Annotated in this window: 16 protein-coding genes; 7 read left to right on the top strand and 9 right to left on the bottom strand. The window is 64.5% G+C overall.

The window, feature by feature from the left end:
* The first annotated feature begins 107 nt into the window (after positions 1-107).
* The 3 genes from IC757_RS03875 to dapA all read left to right on the top strand — a co-directional run bounded on the left by IC757_RS03875 (position 108) and on the right by dapA (position 4,773).
* The gene (locus IC757_RS03875) at positions 108-2,528 is read left to right on the top strand and encodes a zinc-dependent metalloprotease (protein ID WP_190976074.1); all 2,421 of its coding nucleotides are present in this window, start codon (positions 108-110) and stop codon (positions 2,526-2,528) included.
* On the top strand, positions 2,519-3,700 hold the full coding sequence (locus tag IC757_RS03880; protein ID WP_223846246.1) for a threonine synthase: 1,182 nt from the start codon (positions 2,519-2,521) through the stop codon (positions 3,698-3,700). Before IC757_RS03875 ends, IC757_RS03880 begins: the two co-directional genes overlap by 10 nt.
* A 179-nt stretch (positions 3,701-3,879) precedes the next feature.
* On the top strand, positions 3,880-4,773 hold the full coding sequence (dapA, locus tag IC757_RS03885; RefSeq protein WP_190976075.1) for a 4-hydroxy-tetrahydrodipicolinate synthase: 894 nt from the start codon (positions 3,880-3,882) through the stop codon (positions 4,771-4,773).
* Here dapA and IC757_RS03890 read toward each other — a convergent pair whose 3' ends face one another.
* The gene (locus IC757_RS03890) at positions 4,774-5,466 is read right to left on the bottom strand and encodes a YceI family protein (RefSeq protein ID WP_190976076.1); all 693 of its coding nucleotides are present in this window, start codon (positions 5,464-5,466) and stop codon (positions 4,774-4,776) included.
* 52 nt (positions 5,467-5,518) lie between these two features.
* On the opposite strand from IC757_RS03890, the gene IC757_RS03895 reads away from it, so the two are divergent.
* Genes IC757_RS03895 through IC757_RS03905 form a run of 3 tightly spaced genes read left to right on the top strand, consistent with a single transcriptional unit; the run spans position 5,519 to position 6,975 of the window.
* Complete coding sequence (locus IC757_RS03895; protein WP_190976077.1) at positions 5,519-6,079, top strand: cytochrome b; 561 nt, start codon at positions 5,519-5,521, stop codon at positions 6,077-6,079.
* The gene (locus tag IC757_RS03900; RefSeq protein WP_190976078.1) at positions 6,064-6,633 is read left to right on the top strand and encodes a YceI family protein; all 570 of its coding nucleotides are present in this window, start codon (positions 6,064-6,066) and stop codon (positions 6,631-6,633) included. The genes IC757_RS03895 and IC757_RS03900 overlap by 16 nt, the downstream gene beginning before the upstream one ends.
* On the top strand, positions 6,634-6,975 hold the full coding sequence (locus tag IC757_RS03905) for a glutaredoxin family protein (RefSeq protein ID WP_190976079.1): 342 nt from the start codon (positions 6,634-6,636) through the stop codon (positions 6,973-6,975). It begins immediately after the preceding gene.
* On the opposite strand, the gene IC757_RS03910 is transcribed toward IC757_RS03905, so the two are convergent.
* The 3 genes from IC757_RS03910 to IC757_RS03920 form a co-directional block, all read right to left on the bottom strand.
* Positions 6,969-7,370 carry a PIN domain-containing protein gene (locus IC757_RS03910; protein ID WP_190976080.1) on the bottom strand — a complete coding sequence of 134 codons (402 nt, stop codon included), beginning with the start codon at positions 7,368-7,370 and terminating at the stop codon, positions 6,969-6,971. The two genes, IC757_RS03905 and IC757_RS03910, sit on opposite strands and share 7 nt — an antisense overlap.
* Complete coding sequence (locus IC757_RS03915) at positions 7,367-7,603, bottom strand: AbrB/MazE/SpoVT family DNA-binding domain-containing protein (protein WP_190976081.1); 237 nt, start codon at positions 7,601-7,603, stop codon at positions 7,367-7,369. Before IC757_RS03915 ends, IC757_RS03910 begins: the two co-directional genes overlap by 4 nt.
* Positions 7,604-7,666: 63 nt before the next feature.
* On the bottom strand, positions 7,667-8,710 hold the full coding sequence (locus tag IC757_RS03920) for an NAD(P)/FAD-dependent oxidoreductase (protein WP_223846247.1): 1,044 nt from the start codon (positions 8,708-8,710) through the stop codon (positions 7,667-7,669).
* 172 nt (positions 8,711-8,882) lie between these two features.
* Between IC757_RS03920 and ung the strand changes: the two genes are divergently transcribed.
* On the top strand, positions 8,883-9,569 hold the full coding sequence (gene ung / locus IC757_RS03925; protein WP_190976082.1) for a uracil-DNA glycosylase: 687 nt from the start codon (positions 8,883-8,885) through the stop codon (positions 9,567-9,569).
* Positions 9,570-9,583: 14 nt separating this feature from the next.
* On the opposite strand, the gene IC757_RS03930 is transcribed toward ung, so the two are convergent.
* The 5 genes from IC757_RS03930 to IC757_RS03950 are packed head-to-tail and all read right to left on the bottom strand — an operon-like array spanning position 9,584 to position 14,703.
* Positions 9,584-10,483 carry a DMT family transporter gene (locus IC757_RS03930; protein WP_190976083.1) on the bottom strand — a complete coding sequence of 300 codons (900 nt, stop codon included), beginning with the start codon at positions 10,481-10,483 and terminating at the stop codon, positions 9,584-9,586.
* Positions 10,480-11,676, bottom strand: a complete 1,197-nt coding sequence (locus IC757_RS03935) for an FAD-dependent monooxygenase (RefSeq protein ID WP_190976084.1) — start codon at positions 11,674-11,676, stop codon at positions 10,480-10,482. Before IC757_RS03935 ends, IC757_RS03930 begins: the two co-directional genes overlap by 4 nt.
* The gene (gene ubiH, locus IC757_RS03940; RefSeq protein WP_190976085.1) at positions 11,673-12,866 is read right to left on the bottom strand and encodes a 2-octaprenyl-6-methoxyphenyl hydroxylase; all 1,194 of its coding nucleotides are present in this window, start codon (positions 12,864-12,866) and stop codon (positions 11,673-11,675) included. Before ubiH ends, IC757_RS03935 begins: the two co-directional genes overlap by 4 nt.
* Positions 12,863-14,164 (bottom strand): aminopeptidase P N-terminal domain-containing protein, encoded by a 1,302-nt coding sequence (locus IC757_RS03945; protein WP_190976086.1) that lies wholly within the window; start codon positions 14,162-14,164, stop codon positions 12,863-12,865. Before IC757_RS03945 ends, ubiH begins: the two co-directional genes overlap by 4 nt.
* Entirely contained in the window at positions 14,161-14,703 is a 543-nt protein-coding gene (locus IC757_RS03950; RefSeq protein ID WP_190976087.1) for a UPF0149 family protein, read from the bottom strand. Before IC757_RS03950 ends, IC757_RS03945 begins: the two co-directional genes overlap by 4 nt.
* Positions 14,704-14,746: the final 43 nt, after the last annotated feature.

A 14,746-nucleotide genomic window follows, 5' to 3' on the forward strand; every position in this document is an offset into this window, starting at 1 on the left:
CGTACCGAGATCGATGTCGATATCGCCTGAAGGCCAACGCGTATCGCGTTGACCGCTCTTATGGGCTCTCTGTATGCTGGCCGCCCCCCCCCACACAGGCCGCCTTCATGCCAGAGCTTCGTTTTGCATCACTTTCATTGCTGCTTGCTTCGCTGCTTCTTGCCGGTTCCAGTGCCCTGGCCGACGAGGTCATGCTGCCGCTGGATCTCGAGTCCGAATCCGGTCGCGTCCTGCTGGAAATACAGGCCTTTGATGAGCCGCTGATCTACACCAACACTCTGGCCACCGGTCTGGGTACGCCCTCACCGTTGCTTGATCGCGGCGATACCGGTGACAGCGCGCTGGTGGTGTTCGAGCGTCACGGCGACAAGGTGCTGTTGATTCGGGACAATCCGGCCTACCGGGCGATCTCGGACAATCCAGCTCTGGTCGAGTCAGTGCGTGAGTCGTTTCCGCGTTCGGTGCTGGCCGCCATGCCCGTACAGGAGGAGCGCGATGGTGGCGTGGTCGTCGATGCGACTGACTTCGTGCTGTCGGACGTATACGACGTGGCGGCCCGGCTGGAAGCAGCCGACCTTGGCCGGGTGTCGCTGGATAGCGATCGCAGCTACGTGCGCGCCGATCGCAGCGGCGCGTTTCCGGACAACACCGAGATTCGCGTTGCACTGACCTTGGCTGTTGATGAACCTGATCGCCGCCTGCGCCGCCAGGCTGCCGATCCGCGTTCGCTGGCTTTCGAGCAGCAGCACAGCTTCGTGGCCCTGCCAGATGATGGCTATCGTCCACGCGAGTATCACCCGCGTTCCGGCGCGTTCCCTCACGTGTTTTTCAACTTTGCCCGATCGCTGGAAGAAGGCTACGAGCAGCGCTGGATCTGGCGCTGGCGGCTGGAGCCTTCCGACCCGGAGGCTTACCTGGCCGGTGAGCTGGTCGATCCGGTCGAACCCATTATTTTCTACCTCGACCCGGCCATCCAGGAGCCGTATCGCTCTGCATTCCGCGAGGGCGGCAACTGGTGGGCAGAAGCATTCGAGGCGGCCGGGTTCAGCAACGCCTTCGAGGTGCGCGACCTGCCCGAGGATGCCGATCCCATGGATATTCGCTACAACATGCTGGTGTGGGTGCATCGCAACGAACGCGGTCCCTCGGTGGGTCCAAACTACCGCGACCCGCGCACCGGCGAGATCATAAGCGCCAAGACACGCATGGATTCCTTCCGTTCGCTGGTCAATCACGACCTGTGGATGGGCTTTCTGCCGGCCGCCGGGCCTGATGGCCTGGCGGTGAGTTCCGAGGAAATGGCAATGGCGCGGCGGCGCCAGCATACCGCCCACGAAATTGGTCACTCGCTGGGCATGGCCCACAACTTCATTGCCGCCACCCGCGATCGAGCCTCGGTGATGGACTACCCGGTACCGCTGGTGCGCCTGGATGACGATGGTCACGTGGATCTGTCGGATGCCTATGCCGAGGGCATCGGCGAGTTCGACAAGCTGGCCATACGCTATGCCTACACCTGGTTCCCCGACGATGAGAGCGAGCGCCAAGGTCTGGCCGAGATCCTGGCCGAAATGGCCGAGCACGATCAGCCCTTCATCACCGGGGGGCATGCCGCCGACGATGGCAGTTACCCGGGTGCTACCCGCTGGGTGGAGGGCAACGACATGTTTTCGGCCTACGAGCGCACCCGCGCGGTTCGCCAGGTGCTGCTCGAGCATTTCGATGACCGGGCACTGGGCGATGACGAACCCTACGTCGTGTTGCAGCGCCGCTTTGCGCATGTCTACATGCACCATCGCACCGCATTGATCGGTGTGATCAAGCACGTCGGTGGTTATGCGTTTTCCTACGCGCTCAAGCGCGACGGTCTGGACCCGACCCGGCCGGTGCCGGCCGATGACCAGTACCGGGCCCTCGACGAGGCCGTGGCGGCGCTCGAACCTTCCGAGCTGCGCATTCGCGACCGCATTGCCGATTTGATGGCGCCGGCCCCCATGGGCTGGGACGGCGGCTGGCAGTGGTACGTCGACCCCGGTGCCATCGAATCACCCGGCGACACGCTGTTCGATCCCGTTGACGTGGCCCATCGCTGGTCTTTCGAGATCGTTACCCGCCTGCTGGAACCGGCCCGCATGACACGCTCGGCAAGCCAGCATGCCCGCAACGATGACGTGCCCGCTCCGGGCGAGGTCATGGATCGGCTGATTGCGGCCACCTGGGAGCGGGATGCCGGGGCGGCGGCCGATGGTCATGACGCGGCCCTGATCCGCGTGGCCCAGCGCAGCGTGCTGGATGGCCTGCTGGACCTGGCCGGCAATGCTCGGGCTGTTTTTTCCGTGCGTGCTGCCGCGGAGGCCCGGCTGCATGAGCTGGCCGAGTCGCTGGAGCCGCGTCGCCGCGAGCGTCTGAGTGATGAGGAGGCCGCGCATCGCCGCCTGGCGCGGGCCGATATCGAGCGCTATTTCGAAGGCCGTGACGATCCGGCATCGCGTCCGCGTCCCGAGCCGATCGCCTTGCCATGGCCATGAGCAGGCAGGGCGATGGCATGCACTCGAATTACATCATCCATCTTGAATGCGGGTTGACCGGAGAGAAAGCCGAGGCGGGACGGGTCCATGGTTTGTCCGAAGCTGGCCGGCCCCTGCTGGTGCACTATGACCTCGACGGCGTGGGTCGCTCGGTCGATCGCGACGAAGTCGCTGCCCGCAGTGGTGGATTCTGGAAATGGCGCGAACTGTTGCCGGTCAGCGAATGGGACCGCATCCCGGCGCTGGGCGAGGTTGATTCGCCGCTGATTCCTCTGGCCCACCTGCATGGCTCCCGGGTCGTGGTCAAGGACGAGGGTCGGCTGCCCACCGGGTCGTTCAAGTCGCGTGGTTTGGCGCTGGCCGTGGCCATGGCGCGGGAGCTGGGGCTGGAAAAGCTCTCGATGCCTTCCAACGGCAATGCCGGTGCGGCGCTGGCGGCCTATGCCACCCGCGCCGGGCTGAAATCGCTGGTCTACTGCCCGGCAGATACACCGCCGATCAATATCGACGAAACCCGTATGCTCGGTGCCGAAGTCGTCTGCATCGACGGCTATATTGACGATTGCGGCAGGCAACTGGCCGAGCGGGCGAAGAAGGAAGGCTGGTTCGACGTGTCCACCCTCAAGGAACCCTACCGCCTGGAAGGCAAGAAGACCATGGGCCTGGAGCTGGCCGCGCAAATGAACTGGCAGCTCCCTGAGGTCATTTTTTATCCCACCGGTGGCGGCACCGGCCTGATCGGTATGTGGAAGGCCTTTGCCGAGATGAAGCAATTGGGCTGGATTGACGGCCCATTGCCGAGGATGGTGGCGGTGCAGGCCGAGGGATGTGCGCCGATGGTGCGGGCATACGACAACGGTGAAGAATTCGCACAGCGCTGGGAGCACGCCCGGACCCGGGCCGCCGGCATCCGCGTACCGGCCGCCGCGGGTGACTTTCTCATCCTGCGTGCCGTGCGTGAGTCGGCTGGCACCGCCGTGGCGGTGAGCGAGCAGGCCATCATGGACTCCTGGCAGCAGATCAGCCGCGAGGAGGGCATCCTGATGTGCCCGGAAGGGGCGGCCACCCATGCCGCTTACCGGCAACTACTGGATCAGGGCTGGCTGGATGCGGACACACGAGTGGTGCTGTTCAACTGCGCGACTGGCCTGAAATACCCGATGCCCGGGTAAGCCTGGCACGTGCCGGCCGCCCGTCCGGCACGGCGGCAGTGAATCCCGACGGCGCGCGCTCCGACAGGATTGTCCAGCGGGGCCGGCTGGACAGGTATCATAAGAGGTTGTCTTGCCTGGCCTTGGCCGGGCCGTTGTCATTATTACGACTGGAAACGACTGGATTACGGAGCAGCATCATGCAGGTAAGAGGCGTCTACACCGCGCTGATCACGCCGTTTGACGAGGCCGGCGAGGTCAATTACGACGCGCTTGGCGAAATCATCGAGCGCCAGGTTGCCGCCGGCGTTTCCGGCGTCGTGCCCATGGGCACGACCGGCGAATCGCCGACCATGTTCAACGCCGAACACGACGAGGTCATCCGCTATACCGCCGAAAAAGCGGCCGGGCGAATCCAGGTGTGGGCCGGTACCGGTTCGAACAACACCCAGCAGGCCATCCGCACCACGCGCGAGGCGCAGAAGTCCGGGGCCGACGGTGCGCTGATTGTCACGCCGTATTACAACAAGCCCAGCCAGAAGGGCCTGTATCGCTACTTCAACGATATTGCCTCGGCCTGCGATCTGCCCATCATGGTCTACAACATCAAGGGCCGCACGGCGGTCAATGTCGAGACCGACACCCTGGCCGAGATCGCAAGACTGCCCTCGGTGGTGGCGGTCAAGGAAGCCTCGGGTGATCTCGGGCAGATGGCCGATGTCATGATGACCATTGCCCGGGCCTCCGACAAGCCGTTCTATGTCGTCTCCGGCGATGACGCGCTGACCTTGCCGTTGATGGGCATCGGTGGCCATGGCGTGGTCTCGGTGGCGTCCAACCTGGTGCCCGAGCGTATGGTCGAGATGGTCAATGCCGCCGCGGCCGGTGACCTGGCCTCGGCGCAGCAGACGTTCTATGAACTGCTGCCGCTGTTCAAGGCCACCTTCATCGAGACCAACCCGGTGCCGATCAAGGCCATGATGAATCTCTGTGGCATCCCCGTGGGCAGCGTGCGCAGCCCGCTGGCGCCGTTGACCGAGGAAAGTCAGCAGCGTCTGGAGAGGATTTTGCGAGAGACCGGAATGATCGACTGATCAATCGTCGATGCCCATGGCCACGATTCGGAAACGGACCAGGACTTCGTCGGCCACTTGCAGGTTGCCGCCCGCGGCGCTGAATGGCTCGATATCAAACTCGCTCTGGCGAATGACGAAGCGCCCGATGGCGCTGAGTTCGTGGTCGTTGAAGTTCAGGGCAACGGGCACGGTCAGTTCGCGGGCCGTGCCGGCCACGGTAATGCGCGCCTCGATATCGGGTTGCCAGACAGGTCCGCTGACACCCAGCGACTCGATCGTGATCAGCGGATGGTTCGCGGCGTCGAGCTGGTCTTCACCGAGCAGGTTCTCGCGCGTGTCCTCGATGGCCGATCCCGACATGTCGGGATCGAAGCCCTCGTCCTCTCGCCAGCGAGGGTGGTCGATCTCGAAGTCGTTGACCGAGATCTCCAGGCTCAGCCCGGAGTCGTGGAATTCATCGGCCAGGACGATCTCGCCCGATACAACAGACCCTCCGACCACATGCGGGTGACCCAGGCGTGCCAGCCTGCCGGCCGGGTAGACCACGAAGCGTGCTTCGGACTGACCGTCGAGAACAACGTAGCGGCGCCCGGACGGCAACTCTGACGGCTCGTCGCCCGCCGGACGCGAGACAGCATCCATGGCTGCCGGACTGCGGGGTGCGGCCTGGCAGCCAACCAGCACGGGCAATGCCAGCAGTACCAGTGACATAACTTGTACCCTCATGCTGTTAATGTTGCCGTCTATTTGCGGGAGCTGCAACTTGAAGATTCCGTTCAGAAACACCGAAACCGCCTATGGACTCGTCAGCCAGTTGTTCCACTGGCTGATCGTCGGTTTGATCCTGTTCCAGTACACCTGGGCGTGGAGAATCTCGAATGTGGAAGGTTTCAGGGCCCGGTTCGAGCTGGTCACCCAGCACAAGACCATCGGCATGGTGGTGCTCGGGCTGGCGCTGCTGCGGCTGCTGTGGCGCCTGTTCAATCGACCACCGCCGCTGCCCGAACACATGGCGCGCTGGGAACGGCTGGGTGCCCACGCCGGGCATTGGCTGCTTTACGCGCTGATCTTCGCCATGCCGTTGTCGGGCTGGTTGTATTCCTCGGCGGCGGGATTGGGTGATTACTGGTGGGGCCCGGTGAACTTCCCCAGCCTGGTCGACTCGAACGAAGCGCTGGAAGACCTGATGGCCCGGGTCCACCAGGTGCTGGGCATCACGTTGGGCGTGGTCGCCATCGGTCACGCGCTGGCCGCGCTTCGGCACCACTTCTGGATCAGGGACGACGTGCTGAAAAGGATGCTGCCGATATGGCGAAAACAATAATCATTACCCTTATTTCCGCGGCTGCGATGCTGGCCACGACGGTCGTGCAGGCCGATGAGAGCTGTTACACCGCCGGTCAGGAAAACGGTGAACTGCGGTTCTCCGGCGTGGCCGAAGGCAGTCCCTTCAGAGGCAAGTTCGGCGAGTTCTCTGTGCGCCTGTGCCTGCCAGGCGACGACCTGACCGCGGCGGACATCGAAGTGACCGTCCAGACCGGCTCGGCCGATGTCGGCAACCGCGACGGCAACCAGGCCTTGAAGGACGACGAATTTTTTGCCGTCGACCGGTTTCCCGAGGCTCGCTGGGTCAGCACGGAGATCGCGCGCGACGGGGATGACTACCTTGCCGAGGGCAGCTTGTCGATCAAGTCGCTCGAGTCGACACAGTCGGTTACGCTGTCTCTCCAGAGCGATGGCGAATCCCGGGTTTTGTCCGGCAGCGCCGAGATCATGCGCCTGGACTGGGAAGTGGGGACCGGTGAGTTCGAGGATACCGATTTTATCCGCGACCGCGTCGACCTGCGTTTCGATCTGCAATTGCAGCCGGAGGGCTGAATGGCGATCTTTGTCCGCCTGTTGATTTTCTCCCTGCTGGCCATCGTGGCTTGGCGACTGCTCACCGTGGATGTCGATTCGGTCGAGGCGCGCGATATCAGTGCCGAGCATGACATCGTGTTCTTCACCGCGCCCTGGTGCGGATACTGCGACCAGGCCCGCGATTACCTGGACGATCAAGGGGTCGACTACCTGGAAGTCGACGTCGAGGCCTCAACGGCCAATAACCGCCAGTTCCAGGAAGTCAACGGCCGCGGTGTGCCGCTGATCTTCATCGGCGAGACGCGCATGGCCGGCTTCTCGCCGCAGGCCTACGGTCGCGCGCTGGAGAGGATTCAGTAATCGAGCACCGTGTGCCGCGCAGACCGGGCAGCGCGGCGATCAAACGTGAAAGTGGTCGTACAGCCTGCCAATCGACCCGATAGCCCGATCAGGTAGTCGGCGAAATCGGCTTGGCCGGTTTCGAACTGCTGCAGCGCAGCCCATGCCTCATCGGCCTTCTCGATGGTTAATTCGCGGACGGACAGCAACCCGCTAACCGCCCGGATGATATCGGCTTTGGCGTAGCGGTATCCGCGGTCCAGTACCCACACCAGCTCGGTCAGGACAACCTGTGAAACGTAACCGTGTTGTTGCGTGCTGATCCTGGATTCGAGCAGATCCGTGGCGGCGCTTGCCTGTGCCGGGTCGTCCTGGGTGAGGTATCGCACCAGGATGTTGGTATCCACGCCAATCATTCGCGGGCGGCGCCCCGCGCTATGGCATCATTCATTTCCTCCAGCGTCAACGCCTGTTCGGGCCGCGGCAACAGACCCTTCAGGGTGCGAATGGATTTGTTGCCAGTTTCCAGATGCACGTTCCCGCTCCCATCGATATGAAACTCCAACCGGTCTCCCGGCTTGATTCCAAGGTGGTCACGTACCCGCTTGGGGATGGTCACTTGCCCTTTGCTGGTCACCGTGGTCGGCATGGTCAGGCACCGCGGGAAATGTAATACCCGTGGTAATACTTTACCGTGACGGTTGCAATATCGCTATTCGCCCTTGACCCCGAGGCGCTTGTGCATGATCGGCGAGGTGGTGGTGTACTGCACGAACTGGCGCGCGTCCGGATAGACATACTTCTGCACGCCGAAGGCGGCCAGCGCGGCTTCATGGAAACCCGAGAGAATGAACTTCTTCTTGCCGGGATACCAGTTGATATCGCCAATGGCGAAGATGCCCTCGATCGAGGTCTGGAACATCTCGGTGTCGACCTGGATCTGCTTCTTTTGCAGTTCCAGCCCCCATTCGGCAATCGGACCCAGATCCGGGGCCAGGCCCCAGAAAACCAGCACCTCGTCACCTTCGACGGTGAAACGGTTGCGGTCCAGGTCCATCATCTGCAGTCGAATACCTCCGTCATCGGTGGGCTCGATCTGCGAGATGATACCTTGGCGCTCGCTGACCGGGCCTTCGCCGGCCAGCTCCCGCACCCTGGCCACCGAGGCCACCTGGCCGCGGTATTCCTTGCGCCGATGCACCAGCTCGATGGACTCGGCAATATCGGCAAGGTCCATGGTCCAGTCCAGCGCTGAGTCGCCGCCACCGAGAATCAGCAAACGTTTGCCACGGAAGCGTTCCCGGTCGGTGACCTTGTAATGAATGCGCGCCTGATCGACGGTCTCGATCCCCTTGGCCCTGATGCGCCGCGGCTGGAACGCGCCCAACCCGGCGGCGATGATGACCGCGCCGGCATCGAAGTGTTTGTCCTTCGAGGTGACCACCGTGAACCGTCCATCCTCGCGTTTCTCGAAGCGCGTGACCTGCTGACCGAGATGAAAGCCGGCATCGAACGGCGCGATCTGTTCCATCAGCTTGTCGATCAGTTCCTGCGCGCCGATCACCGGCCAGGCGGGGATATCGTAGATGGGTTTTTCCGGGTACAGCTCTGCACACTGCCCGCCGACCTGGGGCAGCGAATCGATCACTTCGGCCTTGAGGCCCAGCAGGCCGAGCTCGAATACCTGGAAAAGGCCGACCGGGCCGGCGCCGACAATGACTGCATCGGTCTGGATTGGGGCGTTGGTTTCGCTCACGGATGACGTGGGGATTGGAGTGAGTGGATATGATAACCGGCAGGCTGCAGTCAGGTTTCAGCTTTCAGGGTTCAGGTTTCAGGGAAAAGACGGTTTACGCGCGAGTATCATCTGCCGGGAACCGTAACCCGTAACCCGTAACCCGTAACCCGTAACCCGTAACCCGTAAATCATGAATGATCAGCGTGAGATCAAGTTGCACCCCGAATGGCTGGACGTCCTCGGCGAGGAATTCGACAAGGAATACATGAAAGCGCTGCGCGCCTTCCTGGTCGAGCGTAGCCGGGCGGGGGCGACGGTTTACCCGCCGGGCAAGCATATTTTCAATGCACTTGATTCAACGCCGTTGTCGCAGGTCAAGGCGGTGATTCTCGGGCAGGATCCCTACCATGGTCCCGGTCAGGCGCATGGACTGTGCTTTTCGGTGCAGAAGGGCGTGCGGATTCCGCCGTCGCTGGTCAATATCTACAAGGAAATCGAAGCCGACCTGGGCATCGGCATGCCCGGGCATGGCTATCTTCAGTCCTGGGCCGAGCGCGGCGTGCTGTTGCTCAATGCCGTGTTGACAGTCGAGCGCGGCAATGCCGGCGCCCACCAGGGCAAGGGTTGGGAGCAGTTCACCGATGCCGTGGTCGATGCCGTCAATACACGTCGCGACAACGTCGTCTTCCTGCTGTGGGGCAGTCATGCCCAGCGCAAGGGCTCCGGCATCGACACCCAGCGCCACCTTGTCCTCAAGGCGCCGCACCCCTCGCCGTTGTCGGCACATCGCGGGTTTCTTGGTTGTCGGCATTTTTCGAAGGCCAATGAGTGGCTGGAAAGTCGGGGCATTGTGCCAATCGACTGGCGGCTGAATTGAAGCGATATCGAGGCCTATCCCTCGGTGATCTTGCGCCGGGCCGCCGAGCGCATGCCCAGGTAGATGCCGATCAGGGCCAGCACGATGCCGACGATCTGCCAGGGTTCGAGCCTGAGGCCGAACAGGATCATGTCCCATATAATGGACGAGGACGGCTGGATGAGCAGCAACAGGCCGACAAGCGCGGCGGGCAGGAACGGCATGCCGCGGGTGATCAGCAGCCAACCGACCATTTGGCAAAACACGCCCAGCCCGACCAGCGACCAGAACGCCTGCCAGGTGGGGATGACGAAGTCGTTGCCTTCGAGCAGGTTGGCCAGGCCCAGCACCAGGCCGCAGCACAGCGTGGATTGCAACAGTCGGGCCTCGGGCCGGATGTGGCCGTGGCGGATCTGGAAGCCCCGCAGGGCCAGCAGGTAGAAGGCGTAGGCCAGCGCGGTCAGCACGCCCAGCACCACGCCCAGGCGGTAATCGGGCGGCAGGTTGGCCCAGTCGCGGCCAAACAGCAGCCACAGCCCGCCCATGGCTAGTGCCAGGCCGCTGGCGAAGCGCCAGCCCACCCGCTCGCGCATCCAGATCACGCCCACGGCGGTGAGCACGAAGACCTGGAGATTGGCCATCAGGGTCGACAGGCCGGGACCGATGTATTCGATGGCGCGGTGCCAGAACCAGATGTCGGCGGCAAACAGCGCACCGATGAGAAACGAGCCCGACCAGTTGTCCTTCAGGCCGACGCGTATTTCGGGTCTGAACAGCAGCAGTCCGGCAAAGGCCAGACATCCGAACACCATGCGGTAGAAACCGGAGGTGGTCGGGGGCATCTCGGTCAGCCGCGCGAAGATGGCGGCAAACGAGATCATGATGGCGCCAGCGAGTACGAACAGGCCCGCCTTGAGAGGCGAGGGGGCGTTCACGGTGCGTGTCTGGCCAGTCGGGGGCTGTCGCTGTCCAGGCCGCAGGCTCGCTTGACGAATAGTTGCCTCAGCGGCCACAGGGCGGATGCCGCGCCGAAGCCGATGGCAGCCGCGCGCCGGCCGAGCGGATTGCCGGCGGTGATTTCATTGATGGCATGGATGCCGCCGGCAATCAGCGTGCCGGCACTCAGGCGCCAGCGCTCGTAGCGCGCCAGCGCGCTGGCAGGATCCTCTTCTCCCTGCCAGTCAGCCAGTACTTCGGCCAGCGCGGCGGCATCCATCAGCCCCAGGTTCAGGCCCTGGCCGGCCAGGGGATGCACCGTGCGTGCGGCATCGCCCAGCAGGGCCAGACGGCCGGCCACCAGTTGTCTGGACTGGCGGCGAACCAGGGGCAGGGTGTAGCGCCGGGTACAGGCCGAGGCCGGGCCGAACGGGGCGTCCTGATGGTCGTTGAGTTCATCCAGGAAATCGGCCTCGTCCATGTCGCGCAGCGTCTGGGCGCGTTCGGCCGGCTGCGACCAGACGATGGAAGAGCGACCGTCGGCCAGCGGCAGCAGGGCCAGCGGGCCATGCTCGGTAAAGCGCTGCCAGGCAATGCCGGGGTTGGCCTGTTGGGTGGTGATGTGGGTGACCAGCGCGTGCTGGTTGTAGTGCCACAGGTCGGTTTCGATGCCGGCCTGTTCGCGCAGGCGGCTGCGGGCGCCGTCGGCGGCGACCAGCAGTTTCGCGCGGACGGGGTCGCCCGGGTCGATGTCCAGTTGCAACCGGTTTCGGCGCGCCTCGAATGCCGCGACCCCGGCCGGAGCCAGCAAGGCGACGTTGGTTTCATTGTCCAAAAGCGCCCAGGCAGCGGCTTGCAGCGCCGGGATCTCGACAATCCAGCCCAGGTCCTCAAGCCCGTGCTGGCTGGCAGCGAATTCGACCCGGCCGCCGTCGGCGTGCACGACCATGCGCGCATACGGCCCGATGCGTTCTGCCGGCACGTTGGGCCAGACGCCGGCGGCAATCAGTACGTTTCTTGCGCCTGGGCTGATGGCAACCACGCGCGGATCGAACTCCGACTTCGGATCGAGCGGGCTAGGGCGCTTGCGATCAACCAGCGCCACGCGCCGGCCCTGGCGGGCGAGCAGGGCGGCGGTGACCGCCCCGGCCACGCCGCCGCCGGCCAAGGCGACATCGAAATCCTTGCTCATGCTGACGGCTCCCGGGCCAGCGAGCTTACGGGCTCGCGAAAGCCCATGGCCGAGCGCACCAGGCGGCCGTTGAGCGACGGCCAGGCAGCATGGGCGACCAGGCCCAGTGACGAGCCTAGCCGTGCGGCCAGCGAGGGATTGGTGAAGGCGCGCGCCAGCGTATCGGTATAGGACACGGTGGATTGCTGGTCATGGCGACGGGCGTCGAGATAGGCAGCCAGCGTTTCGCTCGCGCCCGGATCGTCGGTCCCGGCAACGATTTCGGCGAGGGCAGCGACATCGCGCAGGCCCAGGTTGAAGCCCTGGGCCGAGACGGGATGCACCGTGTTGGCCGCATTGCCGATCACCACCGTGCGGCGGGCAACGGGGCGTTCGGTGCGCAGCAGGGCCAGCGGGTAGCAGGCGCGCTGACCGGGGCGCTGGAATCGACCCAGGGTCGAGCCGAAGCGCTGTTGCAGTTGCCATGCCAGCTCGTCGTCTTCCAGTGCCAGTGCCGAGTCGATGCGGTGACTGTCGTCGATCCAGACCACGCCCACGCGACCGGCCGGCTGCGGCAGCAAGGCCAGCGGCCCTTCGGCCGTGAAGCGCTCGAAGGCGCTGTCGGGGCGACGTTTCTCGGCCAGTACATTGAAGATCATGGCCGACTGGCCATAGTCGTGGTGCTGGCTGCTGATGCCGGCCAGTTCGCGCACCATCGAGTTCGTGCCGTCGGCGCCCACCAGCAAATCGGCGCTCAGCTCCCGACCATCCTCGAGCTGCAGTTGAACCGCCTTGTCGCTGGTCCTGAAGCCCGCCAGGCTGGCCGGGCAGTAGGTCTCGACGCCTTCGGTACGCTCCAGCGCCTCCAGCATGGCTGCGCCCAGTTCGCGCGCGACGATGACCGCACCGAAGCGTTTGTAGCCGTAGTCGCCGGCCTCAAGGGTCAGGTGACCGGGGGCGCCGGCGCGGGTGATCTCGATGCGCCGGATATCGCAGGCGGTCGGGCGCGAGTCGAGAATGCCGAGGTTGCCCAGGATATTGAGCGAGGCGGCATTGACTACCAGGGTACGGTCGTCGAAGCCCGGTGGTGCACCGGTCTGGCGCGGCGTGGCCTCGATCAGCGCCACCGAGCGCCCGGCCCGGCCCAGCGCGATGGCCAGCGCCGAACCGGCCAGCCCGCCGCCGACGATGACCACGTCGAAATGCTTCATCCCCGCATGACCTGTTCGATGTCGTCGGGCGCCTTGACCACGCGCTCGGTGAGCACCTCGGGATCGCCCTCGGTCACGCGCACATCGTCCTCGATGCGGATGCCGATGTTGCGGAAATGGGCCGGAATGTCGTCGTCATCGCCGATGTAGAGGCCGGGCTCGACGGTCAGCACCATGTTCTTTTCCAGCACGCGCGACTGCTCGTCGATGCGGTACTCGCCCACATCATGCACGTCCAGGCCCAGCCAATGGCCGGTCTTGTGCATGTAGAAGCGCCGGTAAAGGCCCTGTTCGATGTTGCTGTCGACATCGCCGGACAGCAGGCCGATCCCGACCAGGCCCTCGACCAGCACGCGCACGGCCGCATCGTGAAACGCCTCGTACGGGCGGCCGGCACGGACCTGGTCGATGGCGGCGTGCTGGGCGGCCAGCACGATGTCGTAGATCTCGCGCTGCGGGGCGGAAAAGCGGCCATTGACCGGAAAAGTACGCGAAATGTCGGCCGCGTAGCCTTCGAACTCGCAGCCGGCGTCGATCAGCACCAGGCCGTCATCGGGCAGCGGCTGGTTGTTGGCGATGTAGTGCAGCACCAGGGCATTGGCGCCGCCGGCGACAATCGGCAGGTAGGCCGGCGGGCAGCCGTGGCGCTGGTACTCGTGGAACAGCTCGGCGGTCAGTTCGGCCTCGTTCAGACCCGGGGCGCAGGTCTGCATGGCCCGGGTCATGGCATCGGCCGAGATGCGCGCGGCTCGCGCCATGCAGCGGCGCTCGTCGCGCGACTTGATCAGCCGCTGTTCGTGCAGCAGGTGTTCGAGCGAGACGATTTCGCCTGGTCCCTTCTCGCCCTTGGATTCGGCGCGCAGGCGATTGCGCCAGCCGATGATGCGCTGGTCCAGGCCGGCATCCTTGCCGACCAGGTGATGCAGCCGGGTACAGCCCTCCATCAGTCCGGGCAGGATGTCGTCGAGGTCGGTGATCGGGAAGGCGTCGTCGAAGCCCAGTTGCTCGCGCGCGCCGTCCAGCCCCAGGCGCGGGCCGTCCCAGCGTTCGCGGTCCGGATCGCGTTCACGGCAGAACAGGATCTGCTCACCGGCCTCGCGGCCGGGCAGCAGTACCAGCATGGCCTCGGGCTCGTTGAGGCCTGTCAGGTAGAGAAAATCACTGTCCTGACGGTATGGATAGAAGGTATCGCCGTTGCGCGGCCGTTCGGGTGCGGCGGCCAGCACCACCATGCTGTGGTTGCCGACTTCGGCCATCAGGCGTTCGCGTCGGCGGCAGAACTCTTGGGTTTGGATCATGACGAACGTGCCGATCTCGTCAGGTACTCCTCGCGCAGCAGCAGTATCGCCACGCGCACGAACTCGGTCAGTTCGGTGTAGGCCGACTCTTCTTCCTCCTGGTCGGATTCCGGGTCGGTAGCGGCCCGTGCAATCTGCTCGATCATGCGCAGGGCGTCGCCGGCTTCTTCCGATTCGATGACCGGTTCAGCGGCGCCGAAACCGGTCAGGAAACCCGAGCACCAGTGAGCCAGGCAGCGGGTGCGCTCCTTGAGCGGCCGGTCTTCGCTGGGCAGCAGCAGACGAAAGCTCATGTCGCTAGAGCCAAGCTCGGTCTTGAGCACTTTCAGCGCCGGGCCGAGCTGGTCGAGAATGCGCTCCGAGCTCCAGTCACCCACCTGCAGGGCGGCCAGGTGTGTGGCCAGTTCCTTCTCTTCCTGGTTGGGCCGGGCGCACAGCAGGCCGACCACCACGGCGTGGGTTTCGGAGACGCTGGCCGGGTCGCTGTCGGCCGCCAGGGCCAGCAGCCAGGCCAGTCGGGATTCCTGTTCACTGCTCATTGAAAGGCTAGTCGCGGTTGAAAAACGGCAGTTTATCACCGGG

The organism is Wenzhouxiangella sp. AB-CW3, from assembly GCF_014725735.1.
GTDB lineage: Bacteria > Pseudomonadota > Gammaproteobacteria > Xanthomonadales > Wenzhouxiangellaceae > Wenzhouxiangella.

Bases quoted from the DNA above. Each gene is read 5' to 3' on its own strand.
- IC757_RS03875 (WP_190976074.1), top strand. From the start codon at position 108: ATGCCAGAGCTTCGTTTTGCATCACTTTCATTGCTGCTTGCTTCGCTG.
- IC757_RS03880 (WP_223846246.1), top strand. From the start codon at position 2,519: ATGGCCATGAGCAGGCAGGGCGATGGCATGCACTCGAATTACATCATC.
- dapA (WP_190976075.1), top strand. From the start codon at position 3,880: ATGCAGGTAAGAGGCGTCTACACCGCGCTGATCACGCCGTTTGACGAG.
- IC757_RS03890 (WP_190976076.1), bottom strand. From the start codon at position 5,466: ATGTCACTGGTACTGCTGGCATTGCCCGTGCTGGTTGGCTGCCAGGCC.
- IC757_RS03900 (WP_190976078.1), top strand. From the start codon at position 6,064: ATGGCGAAAACAATAATCATTACCCTTATTTCCGCGGCTGCGATGCTG.
- IC757_RS03905 (WP_190976079.1), top strand. From the start codon at position 6,634: ATGGCGATCTTTGTCCGCCTGTTGATTTTCTCCCTGCTGGCCATCGTG.
- IC757_RS03910 (WP_190976080.1), bottom strand. From the start codon at position 7,370: ATGATTGGCGTGGATACCAACATCCTGGTGCGATACCTCACCCAGGAC.
- IC757_RS03915 (WP_190976081.1), bottom strand. From the start codon at position 7,603: ATGCCGACCACGGTGACCAGCAAAGGGCAAGTGACCATCCCCAAGCGG.
- ung (WP_190976082.1), top strand. From the start codon at position 8,883: ATGAATGATCAGCGTGAGATCAAGTTGCACCCCGAATGGCTGGACGTC.
- IC757_RS03935 (WP_190976084.1), bottom strand. From the start codon at position 11,676: ATGAGCAAGGATTTCGATGTCGCCTTGGCCGGCGGCGGCGTGGCCGGG.
- ubiH (WP_190976085.1), bottom strand. From the start codon at position 12,866: ATGAAGCATTTCGACGTGGTCATCGTCGGCGGCGGGCTGGCCGGTTCG.
- IC757_RS03945 (WP_190976086.1), bottom strand. From the start codon at position 14,164: ATGATCCAAACCCAAGAGTTCTGCCGCCGACGCGAACGCCTGATGGCC.
- IC757_RS03950 (WP_190976087.1), bottom strand. From the start codon at position 14,703: ATGAGCAGTGAACAGGAATCCCGACTGGCCTGGCTGCTGGCCCTGGCG.